The 16,588-nt window shown below is 47.5% G+C and carries 21 protein-coding genes; 14 read left to right on the forward strand and 7 right to left on the reverse strand.

Annotated elements, in window-relative coordinates; all coding sequences use genetic code 11:
* Nucleotides 1–123: 123 nt before the first annotated feature.
* Together MTR82_RS05985 and MTR82_RS05990 are read left to right on the forward strand one after the other, a co-directional pair.
* Nucleotides 124–996 (forward strand): ABC transporter permease subunit, encoded by an 873-nt coding sequence (locus tag MTR82_RS05985; RefSeq protein ID WP_246808272.1) that lies wholly within the window; start codon nt 124–126, stop codon nt 994–996.
* The gene (locus tag MTR82_RS05990; protein ID WP_246808273.1) at nt 997–2,007 is read left to right on the forward strand and encodes an ABC transporter permease; all 1,011 of its coding nucleotides are present in this window, start codon (nt 997–999) and stop codon (nt 2,005–2,007) included. It begins immediately after the preceding gene.
* Here the strand turns inward: MTR82_RS05990 and MTR82_RS05995 are convergent.
* Nucleotides 1,995–2,756, reverse strand: coding sequence for an HAAS domain-containing protein (locus MTR82_RS05995; RefSeq protein ID WP_246808274.1), 762 nt, complete (start codon nt 2,754–2,756; stop codon nt 1,995–1,997). The genes MTR82_RS05990 and MTR82_RS05995 overlap by 13 nt on opposite strands.
* Nucleotides 2,756–3,079 (reverse strand): PadR family transcriptional regulator, encoded by a 324-nt coding sequence (locus MTR82_RS06000; protein ID WP_052650630.1) that lies wholly within the window; start codon nt 3,077–3,079, stop codon nt 2,756–2,758. Before MTR82_RS06000 ends, MTR82_RS05995 begins: the two co-directional genes overlap by 1 nt.
* Nucleotides 3,080–3,281: 202 nt before the next feature.
* Between MTR82_RS06000 and MTR82_RS06005 the strand changes: the two genes are divergently transcribed.
* Entirely contained in the window at nt 3,282–4,166 is an 885-nt protein-coding gene (locus MTR82_RS06005) for a GNAT family N-acetyltransferase (protein WP_246808275.1), read from the forward strand.
* Nucleotides 4,167–4,231: 65 nt separating this feature from the next.
* On the opposite strand, the gene pdxK is transcribed toward MTR82_RS06005, so the two are convergent.
* Nucleotides 4,232–5,065 (reverse strand): pyridoxine/pyridoxal/pyridoxamine kinase, encoded by an 834-nt coding sequence (pdxK, locus tag MTR82_RS06010; RefSeq protein WP_246808276.1) that lies wholly within the window; start codon nt 5,063–5,065, stop codon nt 4,232–4,234.
* A gap of 60 nt (nt 5,066–5,125) precedes the next feature.
* Nucleotides 5,126–5,380, reverse strand: coding sequence for a hypothetical protein (locus MTR82_RS06015; protein ID WP_052650633.1), 255 nt, complete (start codon nt 5,378–5,380; stop codon nt 5,126–5,128).
* Between the two features lie 44 nt (nt 5,381–5,424).
* Here MTR82_RS06015 and MTR82_RS06020 point away from each other — a divergent pair, with 44 nt between their 5' ends.
* The 4 genes from MTR82_RS06020 to MTR82_RS06035 are packed head-to-tail and all read left to right on the forward strand — an operon-like array spanning nt 5,425 to nt 7,573.
* Nucleotides 5,425–6,171 (forward strand): DUF4230 domain-containing protein, encoded by a 747-nt coding sequence (locus tag MTR82_RS06020; RefSeq protein ID WP_246808277.1) that lies wholly within the window; start codon nt 5,425–5,427, stop codon nt 6,169–6,171.
* Nucleotides 6,172–6,183: 12 nt separating this feature from the next.
* The gene (locus MTR82_RS06025; protein ID WP_246808278.1) at nt 6,184–6,858 is read left to right on the forward strand and encodes a uracil-DNA glycosylase; all 675 of its coding nucleotides are present in this window, start codon (nt 6,184–6,186) and stop codon (nt 6,856–6,858) included.
* A 58-nt stretch (nt 6,859–6,916) separates the two neighbouring features.
* Nucleotides 6,917–7,174: a YwdI family protein gene (locus tag MTR82_RS06030; RefSeq protein WP_052650635.1), complete on the forward strand. Its 258-nt coding sequence runs from the start codon at nt 6,917–6,919 to the stop codon at nt 7,172–7,174.
* Nucleotides 7,175–7,195: 21 nt separating this feature from the next.
* Nucleotides 7,196–7,573, forward strand: coding sequence for a DUF423 domain-containing protein (locus MTR82_RS06035; RefSeq protein WP_052650636.1), 378 nt, complete (start codon nt 7,196–7,198; stop codon nt 7,571–7,573).
* Between the two features lie 46 nt (nt 7,574–7,619).
* On the opposite strand, the gene MTR82_RS06040 is transcribed toward MTR82_RS06035, so the two are convergent.
* Both MTR82_RS06040 and hemQ read right to left on the reverse strand, forming a co-directional pair.
* A complete protein-coding gene (locus tag MTR82_RS06040; protein WP_246808280.1) occupies nt 7,620–8,636 on the reverse strand; it encodes a beta-carotene 15,15'-monooxygenase in 1,017 nt (338 codons plus the stop codon).
* Nucleotides 8,637–8,914: 278 nt separating this feature from the next.
* The gene (hemQ, locus tag MTR82_RS06045; RefSeq protein WP_052650637.1) at nt 8,915–9,664 is read right to left on the reverse strand and encodes a hydrogen peroxide-dependent heme synthase; all 750 of its coding nucleotides are present in this window, start codon (nt 9,662–9,664) and stop codon (nt 8,915–8,917) included.
* Nucleotides 9,665–9,836: 172 nt separating this feature from the next.
* Between hemQ and lipL the strand changes: the two genes are divergently transcribed.
* Genes lipL through MTR82_RS06060 form a run of 3 tightly spaced genes read left to right on the forward strand, consistent with a single transcriptional unit; the run spans nt 9,837 to nt 12,528 of the window.
* Nucleotides 9,837–10,658 (forward strand): octanoyl-[GcvH]:protein N-octanoyltransferase, encoded by an 822-nt coding sequence (gene lipL / locus MTR82_RS06050; RefSeq protein ID WP_246808281.1) that lies wholly within the window; start codon nt 9,837–9,839, stop codon nt 10,656–10,658.
* 55 nt (nt 10,659–10,713) lie between these two features.
* Nucleotides 10,714–12,018 (forward strand): HD domain-containing protein, encoded by a 1,305-nt coding sequence (locus tag MTR82_RS06055; RefSeq protein WP_246808282.1) that lies wholly within the window; start codon nt 10,714–10,716, stop codon nt 12,016–12,018.
* Nucleotides 12,019–12,528 (forward strand): YwgA family protein, encoded by a 510-nt coding sequence (locus tag MTR82_RS06060; protein WP_052650640.1) that lies wholly within the window; start codon nt 12,019–12,021, stop codon nt 12,526–12,528.
* A gap of 27 nt (nt 12,529–12,555) precedes the next feature.
* Here the strand turns inward: MTR82_RS06060 and MTR82_RS06065 are convergent, their stop codons facing one another.
* Entirely contained in the window at nt 12,556–12,741 is a 186-nt protein-coding gene (locus MTR82_RS06065; protein WP_052650641.1) for a 2-hydroxymuconate tautomerase, read from the reverse strand.
* Between the two features lie 61 nt (nt 12,742–12,802).
* Here MTR82_RS06065 and MTR82_RS06070 point away from each other — a divergent pair, with 61 nt between their 5' ends.
* From MTR82_RS06070 to MTR82_RS06085, 4 genes are all read left to right on the forward strand, one after another.
* Nucleotides 12,803–13,318: a YwhD family protein gene (locus MTR82_RS06070; RefSeq protein ID WP_246808283.1), complete on the forward strand. Its 516-nt coding sequence runs from the start codon at nt 12,803–12,805 to the stop codon at nt 13,316–13,318.
* Between the two features lie 376 nt (nt 13,319–13,694).
* Entirely contained in the window at nt 13,695–14,528 is an 834-nt protein-coding gene (gene speE / locus MTR82_RS06075; RefSeq protein WP_052650643.1) for a spermidine synthase, read from the forward strand.
* Between the two features lies 1 nt (nt 14,529).
* Complete coding sequence (gene speB, locus MTR82_RS06080) at nt 14,530–15,402, forward strand: agmatinase (protein WP_246808284.1); 873 nt, start codon at nt 14,530–14,532, stop codon at nt 15,400–15,402.
* Nucleotides 15,403–15,973: 571 nt separating this feature from the next.
* Nucleotides 15,974–16,471, forward strand: coding sequence for an antibiotic biosynthesis monooxygenase family protein (locus MTR82_RS06085; RefSeq protein ID WP_246808285.1), 498 nt, complete (start codon nt 15,974–15,976; stop codon nt 16,469–16,471).
* The last annotated feature ends 117 nt before the right edge of the window (nt 16,472–16,588 follow it).

Raw genomic sequence — 16,588 nt, forward strand, 5'->3', positions numbered from 1 at the left:
CACTCCTCAGACATTCCGTATTCTTTTAGTATAGGGAATTAGGGGCAAGAATGCGATTAGGATGCTTTACGGAAACCGAAATAATGCTATCATAATGAATGAAAGAATTTTCGAACAAAAGGGATGGCTAAATTGGGAATTATATGGAGATTTGTGTTTTCGCTGCTTGGGATCGTTTTAATCAGCGGTTTCCCCGTACTTATCGGGGGATTGATGGAAGGCGAACTGAGATTGAGCGAGTATCTTTCGTCGCTTCAAGGCGTACTGAAAGAAATTTGGCCGCTGCAGGAGTTTTCTGTGATGAATCTGCGGACGGGACGGGAAATGTTCTTATTTCCAACGATTGCCGAATACATACTTTATTCTTTGCAAATTTTGTTTTTAGCATTTGCGGCAGCGGCAGCTTTTGCTCTCGCATTTACTGTGTTGACAATGCTGTTATCGGAAAAGGCCCGAGAGCGGGTAAAGCTCTTTTTGTACTTTCTGGAGTCGCTTCCGGATCTGCTCATCATCATGGCAGCTCAGCTCGGCATCATTTTCATCTATTTAAAAACGGATGTCTTAATCTCTAAGATTGCGGTAGTAGGCGGCGACCGGATCTATTGGCTTCCGGTTCTCTGTTTGGCGATATTGCCGATGATCCAGCTTTACCGGCTGTGCATGCTGACTTTCCAGGAAGAAGAACGGCAAATGTATGTTGAACTTGCACGGTCGCTCGGTTTTTCGAAAGTTTTCATCGTATGGATCCATATGTTCCGGAATGCGATCATTTCGGTATTTTTCCAATCCAAGAAAACGATTTGGTTTATGTTGTCGAATCTGTTTGTCTTAGAATTGATGTTCAATATGCCGGGTATTATGCTGTTCATGCGCGACAATATGTCGCCTGAAGTGTTCCTCGTGGCGATTTTCAGCTTTTTCTTGCCGATGTTTCTTCTCTACAGCGTAGGCGAGTGGTTTTTCCTCCGCCATTTCCGTGGAAAGGAAGTGGCGTAAATGTGGAAGCAGCCTTATTTTGCCATTGGCTTCAGCCTAATGGCTTTGCTCCTTTTCGGAAGCTTTGCCTTTGAATGGATTTTTGGCAATGTGCCAAAGCAAATCTTTTTTATCGAAGAAAATGGACGGGCCGTGGAAGGGCCGCCGATTTCGCCGAAATGGGAATTTCCGCTTGGAACCGACCAGTATGGCTATGACCTCTTTGGCAAAATCATGCTTGGCGGAAAATACACCATTATCGCTGCACTCGCAGTCGCTGCAATTCGAATGCTAATTGCCGTGCCGTTCGGCTATTTGCTTGGGACTTACCTGCAAAAGCATCGTGCATGGATTGGCGGACTTGCCGATTCGCTTCACTACATCCCTTTGACTTTATTTGCGGCTTATGTACTGTATCCCGTTCTTTGGATGCCGCCGGAAGGATTTGCAAATGGAGTGTGGGAGCGCATCGCGATCCAAGTTGTCTTAATGTCATTATTGACGATGCCGGTCGTGGCTGTATTAGTAGGGAACGAAGCGGCGCTTCTATACCGCAAAGAATACGTTCTCGCTTCCCGTGTATTGGGAGCAGGGCGTTTCCGGATTATCCGAAAGCACCTGTATCCGCAAATGCGTGAAAAACTGGCGGTTCTGTACGGCCAACAGGTGATGGAGACTTTTATCGTGATGGCTCACCTCAGTTTGCTGAATTTATTCCTCGGCGGGACAAAAGTCAGCTACGATCCGTTGTTCGGCGATCCGCCCATGTCCATTTCATATGAATGGGCAGGACTGTTCGGTTCAACTTTCCGTTATCTCCAAGGGGCGCCGTGGCTGCCTTTATATCCGGTCTTTTTTATTGCCCTGGCAATATTGTCCGTCTCTTTCATGATGGAAGGATATTTGCGTTCGAAAAACCCTCAGGTGAAAAAGCGCAAAGGTATCGCTTCGCCATCAGAAAACATCGTGGAATGGAATAAAGAACAATTGCGGGAGAAAATGATCCGTTTAAAAAACCCTCACGATTTGTGAGGGTTTTGTTTTTTATTCTGCCAATAAAGAATAAGGACTACAACGGCCATGCCAAGGTAGAGGCCGCTTGCGCTAATGATCAGCTCTGTCGTTTCATTGTATTGAAAGAACTGCAGAATGAAATCCGGACCGAATAGAAACAGCGGAAGGATAATAGTAATCCACGTTTTTGTCCAGATGGCACCTGCGATGAAAACTAGAGCTCCAAGCGCTGCAATGACCCACATCGTTTCGCGAGAAGGTATATAGAAAGGCTCAAAGAAAAAGATGTCTATGAAAAGAACCGCCGCTAATGAAAGGGTGGTGATGATTTGAATAGCGATAAAAATCGATAGCTCTTTTTTCGTCGAATAGTTAGCCGCACTCATTTTCCGGAAGTAATAAATATAAGCACCGATGCTCAAAAGCGCAATAGCCGGGTAAGCAACGAGCTTCAGCAAGGAAAAACTTAAATCGCCGCGAATAGCTGAACCGGTGATGAAATAAGCGATAAGCAGCAGTATGAACATAGGGGCCAATCTCGTTAAACCGAAATAATCGGTTTTCATTTCGTTGCGGATGGTCTCCAAGTAAGTTTTGGGAGATCCGCCAGTGACGCTGTCTACTGTTTTTCCACGGCTTTCGGCATCTTCCAAATGGCCCCGCAATTCTTCCGCAATCTCATTGATTTCGTGGTCGTTCTTTCCGGAAGTCATCAAATACATCCGCAAATTCGCAATGAACTCTTCGCTTTCCCTTGATAACGCCATTAGTTTTCCTCCTTTACAAGTCGGTTGACAGAATGGGATAAGCTTTCCCAACGTTCTTTGAACTGTTCATATTCTTCTTCGCCTAACGGGGTGAGGGTGTAGTATTTCCTTTTCGGGCCGCTCGGCGATTCTTTCATGACCGACCGGACAAACCCATCTTTTTGCAGGCGCATCAGCACCGGATAAATACTGCCTTCGCTGACCATCCGAAAACCGTAGATCTCCAATTTTTCGATCATTTCATATCCGTAAGTTTCGCCTTTATGGATAATGCCGAGCAGACACCCGTCAAGTATTCCTTTTAGCATCTGGCTGGATGACATATACGTGCTCCTCTCTGGTAGCTCGCAAAGCAAGATAGTGGATTGCGGAGGTGCTACTTTGTAATACAAGATAGCATTTAAAAGAGGAGTCGTCAACTAGTTTGTTATGCAAGATAGCATGCCGTGTTGAAAAAAGGAAATTTAACTGGGTCTGTCGAAAAAATTAACGGGGGAAAGCTCACCAAATGAGGAGGGACAGCAAATGCTCGAAATGAAGAAGATGTCTGAGTGTTCAATGGATGAAAAAGTCGAAGCCTGGAATAAGGGATTTGAAGGCTATTACTTTAATATGGATACAACGGCAGAAGCATTTGAAAAAAGAGGGGCAATGGAAGACTTGGATGAAGAATTGTCCATCGCCGCATTTGATGGCGGCAAGCCGGTAGGCATCGTCCGAAACGGGCTTCGCGAAAATGCCGGAAGAAAAGTATCATGGAACGGCGGTACAGGTGTGGCAAAATCCGTTCGCGGGCAAGGCGTTGGAAAACGCATGATGGAAAAGACGATTGAGCAGCTGAAGGGTGCAGGAGTTGAGTTAGCGACGCTTGAAGCTGTCAATGAAAATAAAGCGGCAATCGAACTTTACCGGAAGATGGGATATGAAGTAGTGGATGAAGTGGACTTTATGCAACTGAAAGGGAAAGTGGCAAAGCACCCGCAAGAACGAGAATCCGCACAAGCAATCATCATTAAACCGGCCCGTCCGGAAAATGCCGGTAGCCTGGATTTCTATCGCCATGATTTTACGTGGCAAACGCAATGGCAAAGCGTCAAAGACGGAGAGGCGCTGATTGCTTATGATGTGGATGGCAAAGCGGTGGGCTATGCCTATTTCCGGAAAGCTAAGGATGATAATGGCCAGCATATCGCGACAACGCTTTATCAATGTGCAGCGGATCCGTCGGCTGCAGATCCAAAGTCCGTGACTGCCCGTTTGATCTCCGAAGTTTTTGAAAACTTCTCCGGAGAAATCAATCGCGTAGCAGTGAATATTCCGGTGGAAATGAACAAATTCACCCATCAAGTTTTGTCAGAAACAGGCTTTCAAGTGACGACGAAGCAAGTGATGATGGCAAAAGAATTATAAAGTGCAGAAAAAAATAAAAGCCGAAAGAGAAAAGCGGTGCTCTCCTCTTTCGGCTTCATTTATGATTAAAGTTCAGTCACGACAACTTCAGGTTTCGGGAATTTGTTGGCAGCGCCGTGCATAACCGGCCCCACATATTCATTCAGTTTCCAGCCATGCTCAATGGCTGAAGAAACGAAGATCTTCGCATTTAATACGGCATCTTTCACCGATTGCCCATTCGCCAAATTAGCAGTAATCGAAGCGGCGAATGTACAGCCCGCACCGTGGTTGTAAGTCGTCTCAGTTTTTTCGGCTGTCAGCAAATAATGCTTTTTGCCATCGTATAGAAGATCGGCCGCTTTTTCATGCTGCAGTTGCTTGCCGCCTTTGATGACGACGAACTGTGCACCATGTGCATGAATTTTTTCAGCTGCTGCTTGAAGGTCTTCGACTGTGCGAAGCGTGCCCATACCGGACAATTGGCCAGCTTCAACCAAGTTTGGCGTCACCACTTTCGCATTCGGAAGCAAATGCTGGATCATGGCATCGACATTTTCAGGGAAGAGCACTTCGTCTTCGCCTTTGCATGCCATGACCGGATCGATGACAACGTCTTTCAAGCCAGAGTCTTTAATGGCTTTGCCGGCCATTTCGATAATGTCGACTGTCGGCAGCATGCCGGTTTTCAATGCATCCACCCCTGTAGAAAAAGCGGTCTGCAATTGAGCATGCAGCGTTTCAACCGGAATCGGATGGATGCCGTGGCTCCAGCCATTATTTGGGTCCATTGTGACAATGACGGTCAACGCGTTCATACCGTATGTGCCATGTTCCTGGAAAGTTTTCAAGTCTGCTTGTATGCCGGCTCCACCGGAAGTATCCGATCCAGCGATCGTTAAAGTCTTTTTCAATGACATCATCAAAACTCCTTTTAAATGGATTCGTTTATCACTTTATTTTAACAAATGGCGAAACATTTACATAGTATTCAGCTTATGGGGAAACGCCAGTACATACGCGGTCGCAGCTGATAATAGAAAAAATAGGCTGGCGATGGCAGCTAAGATCCAGTTGCCGTTTCTGAAAAGACCAATTGCTATGATAAATGTTAGAATGGAAACAGCTGCCGCCATTGCGGCGATGACCCATAACCCGATGCGCTTGGCGCTTTCCGGGGCATGGTCTCCTTTAGTGGAGGAGATTGTTTTTATTTTTTCACGCAAGTCCGCCATACTCATCGCTCCTTTCTTTAATCCTATCATGGAGCGGAGACGAAATGAATAAAAAGAAAGAGGGAGAGCACTTGGCAAAAGATCCGAAACTGACGGAAATTGAACGCTTATTAAAAGAAGTAAAAGGGAAAGAAGATACAAAAGAATCCGGATTCTGGAAAAGCATCCGAGTGATGATGGGTGTTTGGCGCAATTCGTTTTTGGTGCTGACCGCTATCCTCCTGCTATTATTGATTGCGTTGCCGCTTGGCACTTGGTGGATGATCCAAGGCAGCACGGCTACGGAAAGCAAAGGGGCATTTTTGGAGCAGATCCAGGATCTCAATGAGTTAGCAACTGCCGAAGCTTTTTCGAAAGTGATTATCGAGCGGGAAGACAATAAAGTATTTGGCCAAGATATCGGGCTTGATCTGCCGGGGACCAAACGCCAGATTTTAGTTGTGATTCCAGGATCGGTCCGTGCAGGAGTGGATTTCTCCGAACTAACGGAAAATGACATCGAACTCGATGAAGATGCGAAAACGGCGACATTGACTTTGCCGAAAGCCGATTTTCTTGGAGGTCCGGAATTGTTTATGGACCAGGCGGAAATCTACACTTACGAGGGTTTGTTCAGCGGCGGCTCTGATATTTCCGAAGCTTTTGAATTAGCCGATGAAGCGAAGCAATTGATTCTGGAAGAAACGAAAGGGCAAGGCGTATTGGAGCTGGCAGAAGAAAATGCTGCCCAATCGGTCCGCAGCATGTTTAATTTAGTGGACTATGACGTTACGGTAGAATTTGAAGAATAAGGAGTGGCTGGTATGCCAAAGAAAATTTTTCAAAACGACTGGCAAGAAATTGTAGGTGCGGAATTTGACAAGCCTTATTACCTGGAATTGCGGGAATTCCTGAAAAGAGAATATGAAAACGAAACGGTATATCCGCCGAAAGAAGACATTTGGAATGCGTTTGAGCATACTGCGTATCGGGATGTAAAAGTCGTGATTTTGGGCCAGGACCCTTATCACGGGCCCAACCAGGCGCATGGCCTCAGCTTTTCCGTTCAGCCAGGCGTCCCTCATCCGCCGAGCCTGCGCAATATGTTCAAGGAACTGAAAGAGGACATCGGCTGCGACAAGCCGAAAGATGGAACGCTGACAAAATGGGCGGACCAAGGGGTGATGATGCTGAACACAGTGCTTACGGTCCGGGGAGGCGAAGCCAATTCGCACCGCAATCGTGGCTGGGAAATTTTCACCGACGAAGTCATCCGTAAATTAACAGCACGCGAAGAGCCTGTTATTTTTGTGCTGTGGGGAAAGCCGGCCCAAAAGAAAAAACAGCTGATTGATTTGGAGCGGCATGACGTGATTGAATCGGTGCATCCGAGTCCATTAAGTGCGAGCCGTGGATTCTTCGGCAGCAAACCGTATTCAAAAGTGAACGAACTGTTACAGGCACGCGGAGAAAAGCCGATAGATTTCTGTTTGGCCTGACGGCTTCTCTCCGCGCGTGATAAAATAGGATGATTAGAAGTGGAGAGGGGGAGTTCAAATGGCGATTGAAGCTGTCCGGATCGTAACGGAGATCGAAAAGCATGCTGCACAGGCGAAAAATGCGGAGCCGGCAAAAGTCCGTGAATCGGTTGCGGCCATTCGGGCTTTATGCGACCTGCTGCTGAACGATGAACCGCTGGCTGAATCCAGCAGGCCGAAAGCGATGCCGCTCGCGTCTCCGCAAGTGCAAACCGTCTCGTCGGTCAATAAACTCAAAGAAGAAGATGCAAACGGCGATTCATTGTTTGAATTTTAACTAGAAAGTAGAGGACCCAACATGAAGTTTTTCTTAATTGCAGGAGCAGTCAATGCCATGCTGTCTGTTGCTTTCGGGGCATTTGGAGCCCATTTGCTGGAAGGGCGCATTGCGGATAAATACTTGGACACATGGCAAACTGCCGTCCAATATCAAATGTTTCATTCCATTGGCTTAATAGCCATTGCCATCTTAATGAGTTCGTCGCTGATCGGCAACTTGGGTTCATTAAGCTGGGCAGGCTATTTGATGCTGGCAGGCATCATCATTTTCTCTGGCAGCCTATATGTCTTGAGCTTGACTGGCATCAGCGTGCTGGGCGCCATCACGCCAATTGGCGGAGTAGCTTTTATTGCTGCGTGGATCCTAGTGGTTGTGGCAGCTGCAAAAGCATTATAAATTGTGTGAAAAAGGAGTTGTCCCAATTTTTTTGGGGACAACTCCTTTATTGTTCCAGTAAGTTTTTCAATTTTTCCGGGTTATCCACTTTCAAGGCGATTTGCGAAACCTCTTTCGTACGGCCATAGAATAGTGTCGCTTTTTGAGGCGCCTTGAAGTTGATGACGAGTTGAGGTTCGCCGGTTTCGATGTCGTTAGCGATAAATTCCAAGGCGTCTTTTTTAGCAGGTTCGCCCCACCGGATGGACTCGATGGAATCTAAGTGGAACGTCATCCGTTTGCTCAACCCGAGGGACAATTGGACAGAACCGTCTTTGACCGTCAACGGATTTAAGCGGATGACCTGAATTTCAGCCAGAAAATAAAGCACGGAATAGATGTTTAGGATGAGCAGAATCATTGAGAGCATCAGCGATTTTTCGTGCAGGAACCAGTGGAGGCCAATCGTTTCAATTATGATTGCGTGAATCAGCATGATGTAAAAGGCGATGGCGCTCGTGTTTTTGTGAAGTGAAACGGTATAAGGCGTGTCAGGTGCCCGTTTCTTCCAGGAGAAGAAGGCATAGTACACCACTAACGCTTCCGAGAGAACAACGGAAACAAGCGGATTGGGTTTCACGACAGCGAATGTCGCTGGAAAAAGAGTGAAAAGCGGACTCTCTTCTTGATTTTTAATGGACCGCAAGATTTTGGGGAAATGATAGCATAAAAAGAAAATCAGCGCAGCCTCTGCCGCTATGACCAGGACTTCCAGTCCGATCGCTGCGTAGACCAGTCCGGAGAATGGTTCAATATAAGAAGAAGGAATGAGCAAGCGGGCCAGTATGATGCCCGAAGCAATCAGTCCGATGAACTGTTTGGCGGTCAACCGGAAAGCAGCAAGCAACAGGAGCGGCGCAACCAGAGCTAAATCAAGCAGCGAGCCGCTGACGACCCACACGCTTTCTTCCGGAATGATGATGCTGGAGAAAGAAGAATGGTAGAGCAGAAAATTGCTGGTGAGGACGAGTGCAAGCAAAAGTAAAGCCCATTTTGCAAACTGGGTTCGACGCATGGCGAACATCTGAACACCCCATTTTTCTTTTAGTATAGCGCAGTGTTGGCGAGCTGGGAGAGTAGAGCTGTGTCGGAATTCTGAAAAATCGAGATGCGTTGATCTTGTCGCATGCATTTTGAGGATGAAGGAAAGGAATTGGTCCATAAGGTGCGGAAAAATCGTTCTGAGGTGCGAAAATATCGATTTGAGGTGCGGAAATGCAGCATTGGGGTGCGAAAATATGGTTTCGAGGTGCGTTCGCAGCTCAAACAATAAAAAAAACCGCCCGAGGGCGGTTTTTCATTTTACACTTCCAAAAATTTAGCTGTGCGCTCTGCATCTAAACGCGTTCCCACATAGAAAGAACCGAATTCTGCATATCGTGCACTCACTTCATCAAAGCGCATTTCGTAGATCAATTTCTTGAACTGGAGAACGTCGTCCGCAAACAGCGTAACGCCCCATTCGTAATCGTCAAAGCCGACTGATCCGGAAATGATCTGTTTGACTTTGCCGGCATAGCTGCGGCCGATTTTGCCGTGGGACAGCATCAATTCTTTGCGCGTGTCCATTGGCAGCATGTACCAGTTGTCGTCGCCTTCGCGGCGTTTATCCATCGGATAGAAGCAGATGTACTGTGAACGTTGAAGTTCAGGATACAAGCGCGCACGCACGTGAGGGTTTTGGTATGGATCTTCGTCTGATTTTCCAGCCAGGTAGTTGGAAAGTTCAACAACCGATACATACGAATAAGTAGGGACAGTATAAGCGATCAATGTCAGCTTATTGTATTCGGTCTCAAGCTCGCGCAGCTCGTCCATCGTTTCGCGAAGCAGCATCAGCATCAAGTCCGCTTTTTGGCCAACGATTGAATACAAAGCGTGGGCACCTGTTTTATTTTCATCGGCTTGGTTGATTTTGTCCATAAATGCCTGGAACTCGTCGATCGCGAATTGGCGCTCTTCGTCCGTCAGCATTTTCCAGGACACCCAGTCCATCGAACGGAAATCGTGGAGGACGTACCAGCCGTCTAATGTAATTGCAGCTTCATTCATTCTCTAAACACTCCTTTGATCTGAATCTCTCCCATCCAGTTTATCACAACAGCCATTTAAGTTCCTCCAAAACAGGAGGCTGTCACCAATTCGTCATTGCTGCCGCAGCTTTTCAGCGGGCGAAGAGTCGGGTAGACTAGAGTTAAGCAAAATGCTTTTGAGGAGAATGAATATGAGCTTATTTTCACAGCAAACCAATTGGCGTTTCTGGGACCAATCCTTGAGCGCCAAAAAACGTTCGGCGCTGGAATCATTTGCGGCGGATGATACATTGTGCGAACTGGTCGGCAGCGGCAGAAGCGAGCCGACCGTCCGGACGTGGGTCCATGACGATACGGTCGTGCTCGGCATCCAAGATCACCGTTTGCCGCATGTCGGAGCGGGTATGGAATACTTGGAAGCAAACGGCTACCACCCGATTGTACGGAATTCCGGCGGATTGGCCGTGGTTCTTGATGCCGGCGTTTTGAATATTTCACTGGTCGTTTCGGAGAAAGAGCACGCCATCGATATATCGGCGGGCTATGATATGATGCTCGAACTGGTGCAGGCACTGTTTCCGGAAGCGCCAATTGAAGCTTACGAGATTGTCGGTTCGTATTGTCCAGGTTCCTACGACCTCAGCATCGGCGGCAAAAAGTTCGCGGGCATTTCCCAGCGCCGCATACGCAAAGGGATCGCTGTTCAAGTCTATCTTTGCGTGGAAGGTTCTGGTGCAGCACGCGCGGAACTGATTCGCGGCTTTTATGAAAAAGGGCTGCAAGGCGAAGACACCAAATTCGATTACCCGGCAATCAAACCGGAAGTGATGGCTTCGCTGAGCGAATTGTTGAATAAGGAAATAACCGTTCAGGAAGTTGTCATAAATTTATATGAATTGCTGGGTTCGCCGGCGCCGCGTCCGCTAATGCCTGATGAGACTGAACTTTACGGATTTTATTTGAATCGCGTCGTTGAACGCAACGCGAAAATGCTTCCGGGGCCTCTTGAATGAGGTCCTTTTGCTGGTGTAGAATACCTGTTACGCAGGAAAATTTGGAGGTGGGCTTGTGGATTACGCATCGCAAAAATTAGCTGAAGAAAAAGTGTTTAAAGATCCGGTTCACCGATACATACACGTGCGGGACCAAGTGATTTGGGACTTAGTGAGCACACGCGAATTCCAGCGTCTGCGGCGCATCAAGCAGCTCGGCACCTCATATTTAGTCTTCCACGGCGCAGAACATAGCCGCTTCAGCCATTCCCTCGGCGTCTACGAAATCGTCCGGAGGATTTCCGACGACATTTTCCATGGCCGCCCGGAATGGGATGAAAATGAACGGCTTGTCGTTTTATGTGCTGCGCTTCTTCATGATCTTGGGCACGGGCCATTCTCGCATTCATTTGAAAAAGTATTTCAAGTCGACCACGAAGAATTCACCCGCGAAATTTTGCTTGGCGATACCGAAGTCAACCGTGTCCTGACAAAAGTGGGAGCGGATTTTCCTGCGAAAGTTGCGGAAGTCATTGCCAAAACCTACGGCAATAAACAAGTCGTCTCGCTGATTTCGAGCCAGATCGATGCGGATCGCATGGATTACTTGCAGCGGGATGCGTATTACACGGGAGTTTCCTACGGCCATTTTGATATGGAAAGGATTCTCCGCGTCATGCGTCCGGTAGATGACCAAGTGGTGATCAAGTCAAGCGGCATGCATGCCATCGAAGATTACATCATGAGCCGCTACCAGATGTACTGGCAAGTGTATTTCCATCCGGTTGCCCGCAGCGCTGAAGTCATTTTGCGGAAAATCCTCCAGCGGGCGAAAGAATTGAGCGAGGGCGGCTATAAATTTGCTCAGCCACCCACGCATTTCCTTTCATTTTTCGACCGCACGTTTACGCTGAAGGATTATTTGGCGCTGGATGAAGGCGTCTTGATGACGTACTTCCAATTGTGGATGACGGAACGCGATCCGATTTTGGCGGATTTGAGCGACCGTTTTGTGAATCGGCGCCTGTTCCAATACATCGACTTTGATCCCGGCAAAGACTACCGGAAGCTCGGGGAACTCGCGCAGCTGTTCCGAAAAGCCGGAATCGACCCGGATTATTATTTGATTGATGACTCTACGTCCGATTTGCCATATGACTTTTACCGTCCGGGAGAAGAGGAAGAACGCCTTCCGATTCAATTGTTGATGCCCTCCGGTGAAATTAAAGAACTGTCCCGCTTGTCCCAGATTGTCGATGCGATCTCCGGGAAGCGGCGCACAGACTATAAATTGTATTTTCCAGCTGAATTATTGATCGATGGCAAGAAAAAAGCTGTCAAACAGCAAATACTGGAAATGTTAAGAGAAGGGGGAATTTAGTTGCTCCAGGAACATGCAAAAATTGTGGATTTTATTGCCGCAGCAGAAGGAATTACCGGACGCAAGAAGATGCAGAAGATGATCTACATCTTAAAGAAAATGGGGGTTCCTTTTCAGGAAAAATATGAATTCCACATTTATGGACCGTATTCGGAAGAGCTGACGGCCCGGGTCGAAGAACTTTGCGATATGGGATTTTTGTCGGAGGAAATGGAAGACAAAGGATCTTATGTCCAATATAAATACAGCGTGACAAAGGAAGGCGGCGATTTCCGGAGCACTTTGAAAGAATCGGTGCTGGAAGACCCCGCTTATGCCGAGAAGCTCAATGAAAAAAGCGCGCGCTTTTTGGAATTGACCGCCACGCTTCTGTATTTTGACCAGCTGGAACGCAGCGAACAAATCGAGAAGCTTCACGTCGTCAAAGGGAAGCTGAACTTTACAGAGGAAGAGATTGAAGAGGCATTTGCCTTTATTGAAGAATTGAGTGCATTAAAAAAACTCCCTTGAGGGAGTTTTTTCTTTAGAAAATTGGAATTAGATATCCGAAAACAGTTTTCCTTTGACGCCGTAGTCAGTTTTCTTCATATCTTCGATGAAGACGACGACGTTTTCGACAGGAGCGCCAGTTGTTTCAGAGACGGCTTCGGTCACTTTTTCGACAAGGGCACGCTTTTGGTCTTCCGTGCGGCCTTCGAGCATTTTCACAGTTACGTATGGCATAATGGACACAGCTCCTTTTTTAGGGATATTCTTATCATATCAGAACGGAGGGAATGTACACATGGCAAACGAAGAAAAACCAAAACAAAAAGTAGGCTTCACCATCATAAAGAACGACCCGACGGATGGCCATAAAGGCTATGGCATCGGTTCATTGTCGCTCGAAAACGTCTCGCCGCTGTTTATCGACATCGAAGAGCAGGAGGCATTTATCGACATCGGCGCCATGCACGCCCGCAGCCAAGTCGAACGGGGGATCAAATTTACAGTCAACCGGGAGGATTCGGAAGGCGGAAAACCGTACTGGCTTGTGTGGATCACGATTGACTTTAATCCGGAAGGGCCGTATTACGCAGGTGTGACGGCTTGCGAAATGGTTGTGAACCGGGAAAAGCGGCGCGGCTATAAAATTCTCGCAGACCACGTAAACTTGATGGACAAGTCCATGAAGCGGAAAATTATTGTCGACCAGATGGACGACAGTTCGAAAAAAGTGCTGGCTGAGTATTTAAGAAACCACAATCCTGAAATGTGGGACCGCAGCGTTGATCAGCTGAAACAAGATTTAAACGCATAAAAGGCAAAAAAATTTGTACGATTTGTGACATTTGCAATTGCTTCCAACAGGCAGTTGAAGTTGTTTAAAAAAGGCAGTACACTATAACTACAGCTTTTAAATAGAAAGCTAGGACACCTGATCGCGGACAAGTGACGTGAGCCATTGCGAGAAAACCCAAGCCCAATGCCTCATGTCTCTTTCTTCGCGCTGTCAGGCATAAAAAGGTTTTCTGTACAGGGAAAGGTTTCCTGCGCAGAAAACCTTTTTATTTTGGGAATAATTGGATGGATTACGGGTAAAGAAGAGTGTGCAAATAATGATTGCACTTTCGTTGAAAAGATTTATACTTTTTTAAGTAGATTTTAATCTGAAAGTTAAAGGAGTTTGATTATAAATGGCAGGATTCTGGTATACAGAAAAACAGACCGAGAATTTCGGGATTACAATGAAAATCAATAAAACGCTTCACACGGAGCAAACGGATTTTCAATATTTGGAGATGGCTGAGACAGCAGAATGGGGCAACATGCTTTTTCTTGACGGCATGGTCATGACATCTGAAAAAGACGAATTCGTCTACCATGAAATGGTGGCGCACGTTCCGTTGTTCACGCATCCAAATCCTGAAAATGTGTTGGTTGTAGGCGGCGGAGACGGCGGCGTGATCCGTGAAGTGCTGAAACACCCTTCAGTGAAAAAAGCGACGCTTGTCGATATCGACGGCAAAGTGATCGAGTACTCGAAGAAATTCCTGCCATCGATTGCGTCAGGCCTTGAGGATTCACGCGTGGACGTAATCGTCGGCGACGGCTTCATGCACATTGCGGAATCTGAAAATAAATACGACGTGATCATGGTCGATTCGACAGAACCGGTTGGCCCAGCTGTGAATTTATTCACGAAAGGCTTTTACGCGGGCATCTCGCGCGCTTTGAAAGAGGACGGCATTTTCGTTGCGCAATCGGACAACCCATGGTTCAAAGCGGAGTTGATCACACAAGTCCAAAAAGACGTGAAGGAAATCTTCCCGATCACGAAATTGTACTTGGCGAACATCCCGACGTACCCATCAGGCCTTTGGGCGTTTACAATCGGTTCGAAGAAATACGATCCGACAGCTGTTCCAGCTGAACGCTTCCATGACATCGAAACTAAGTATTACACGAAAGAATTGCATAACGCGGCATTCGTCTTGCCGAAATTCGTGAAAGATATGGCAGGCGAATAAGATGCGCTTCGACGAGACGTATTCTGGAAAAGTATTTATCAAAAGCCATCCGAATTATGAAGAATCGAAAGCGGTCCTTTACGGAATGCCGATGGACTGGACCGTCAGCTACCGTCCCGGTTCCCGGTTTGGCCCGAACAAAATCCGTGAAGTGTCGATCGGCCTGGAAGAGTATAGCCCTTACCTGGACCGTGAACTGGATGACGTGAAATTTTTCGATGCCGGCGATATCCCATTGCCATTCGGCAACCCGGAAAAATCGCTGCTTGAAATCGAAACGTATATCCATACGCTTTTGGCTGACAATAAAATCCCAATCGGCATGGGCGGCGAACATCTAGTATCGCTTCCGGTGATGAAGGCAGTGGCGAGCAAATACGATGATTTAGCGATTATTCATTTTGATGCGCACACCGACCTCCGTGAAAACTATGAAGGCGAAGAATACTCGCATTCGACGCCGATCCGCAAAATCGCAGATCATATCGGACCGAAAAACGTGTATTCGTTCGGCATCCGTTCAGGAATGAAAGAAGAATTCGTTTGGGCAAAAGAAAACGGCATGCACATTTCCATGTTCGAAGTGTTGGAACCATTGAAAGAAGTCTTGCCGACACTTTCTGGCCGTCCAGTTTATGTAACGATTGATATCGACGTCCTGGATCCGGCGCATGCACCGGGAACCGGAACCGTTGATGCAGGCGGCATCACTTCCCGCGAACTGCTCGCATCGATCCACGCCATCGCCGCTTCCGGCGTCAATGTCGTCGGCTTCGATTTGGTGGAAGTGTCTCCGGTTTACGACCACTCCGACCAGACAGCCAACACCGCGAGCAAACTGCTGCGCGAAATGATTTTGGGTTGGGTGAAATAACGAAAAGCGGAAACGGCCGTGTAGCCGCGAAAAGCTTAAGGCGGATTGCCGAAGCGGCGCTTTTTGCCGCACAGGCGAGACGACTTAAGACCTCGAGCGGCTGGCCGTTGGAGCTGGACAATAAGAAAAGCGTAGGCAGCTCGTCAGCCGCGACAAGCGCTGGAAGCCTTAGCAGTAATGGCGGTTTTTGCCATTGCGGATAAGGCTGAAGCGACCTCGAGCGGCTAGCTGCCGGAGTCTGGACAATAAGAAAAGCGGAAAGAGCCGGTTAGCTTCGGCAGTCATAAGATGGACCAAGAGGAGGCTGTTGTCGCCGCAGTGGGCCAGCTTATGGCCGAGAAGCTGGCTCTTGCAGCTGGACAATAAGAAAAGCGGAAACGGCCTGGAAATTTCCAGGCCGTTTTTATTTCGGCAAATTTTGGAGCGGTGGAACGCAGACTTGGGCTAAATGATCATAGAATCCAGAAAAGTGATTATAGAACGCTCGAACCCGCTTATAAGACCATCAAAATAGAATCTTTCAAAAAGAAACGGTAAGATGAAAGAGAAAATAGTGAAAGAGGTGCTGACGATGGAATTATACAAATGGACCGGACCGCGCGATCAGGGAATATCGATCCTTGCATCCTCGCCGAATTCCCGGCTGATTTATTTGGTGGACGGCGAAGAGTCGACGGTGTTGTTTGAAGCAGAGGCGGGCACAGCGCCGCAAGGATTTGAAGCATTTCAGATCTTGAACGCAGTCGGCGATATCAATGACGGATTTTATGCAGTCTTCAACAACATCCCGGTATCTGAAGAAGGGCGCGAATTGTTTGAAGAACGTTTTCAAAACCGTGCCGGCAAAGTGGAAGAAGAGCCGGGCTTCGCGGCGATCCGGGTGCTGCGCCCATTAAACTCCGACACATACATCATTTTGACGTTATGGAAAGACGAAGAATCGTTTACAAACTGGCAGCAGTCGCAGGCATATAGCCACGCGCATGCGAAACGCGGCACGTCAGATGGCATCGACAAACGTCCGAATATTTTTCCGCGGCCTTCTTTCGTCAAAACGTATACGCGGTAAAGTGGATTCGAGTGGCGCACAGCCTGGCTGTGCGCTTTTTTTATTGCAGAGGCGGCGACTCTCCCAAACTTAATTGAAAAACGGGTGCAATACAGGCTATAATATAAAGGTTATCAA

Origin of the sequence: Planococcus ruber (assembly GCF_022819085.1) — a bacterium.
Lineage (GTDB): Bacteria > Bacillota > Bacilli > Bacillales_A > Planococcaceae > Planococcus > Planococcus ruber.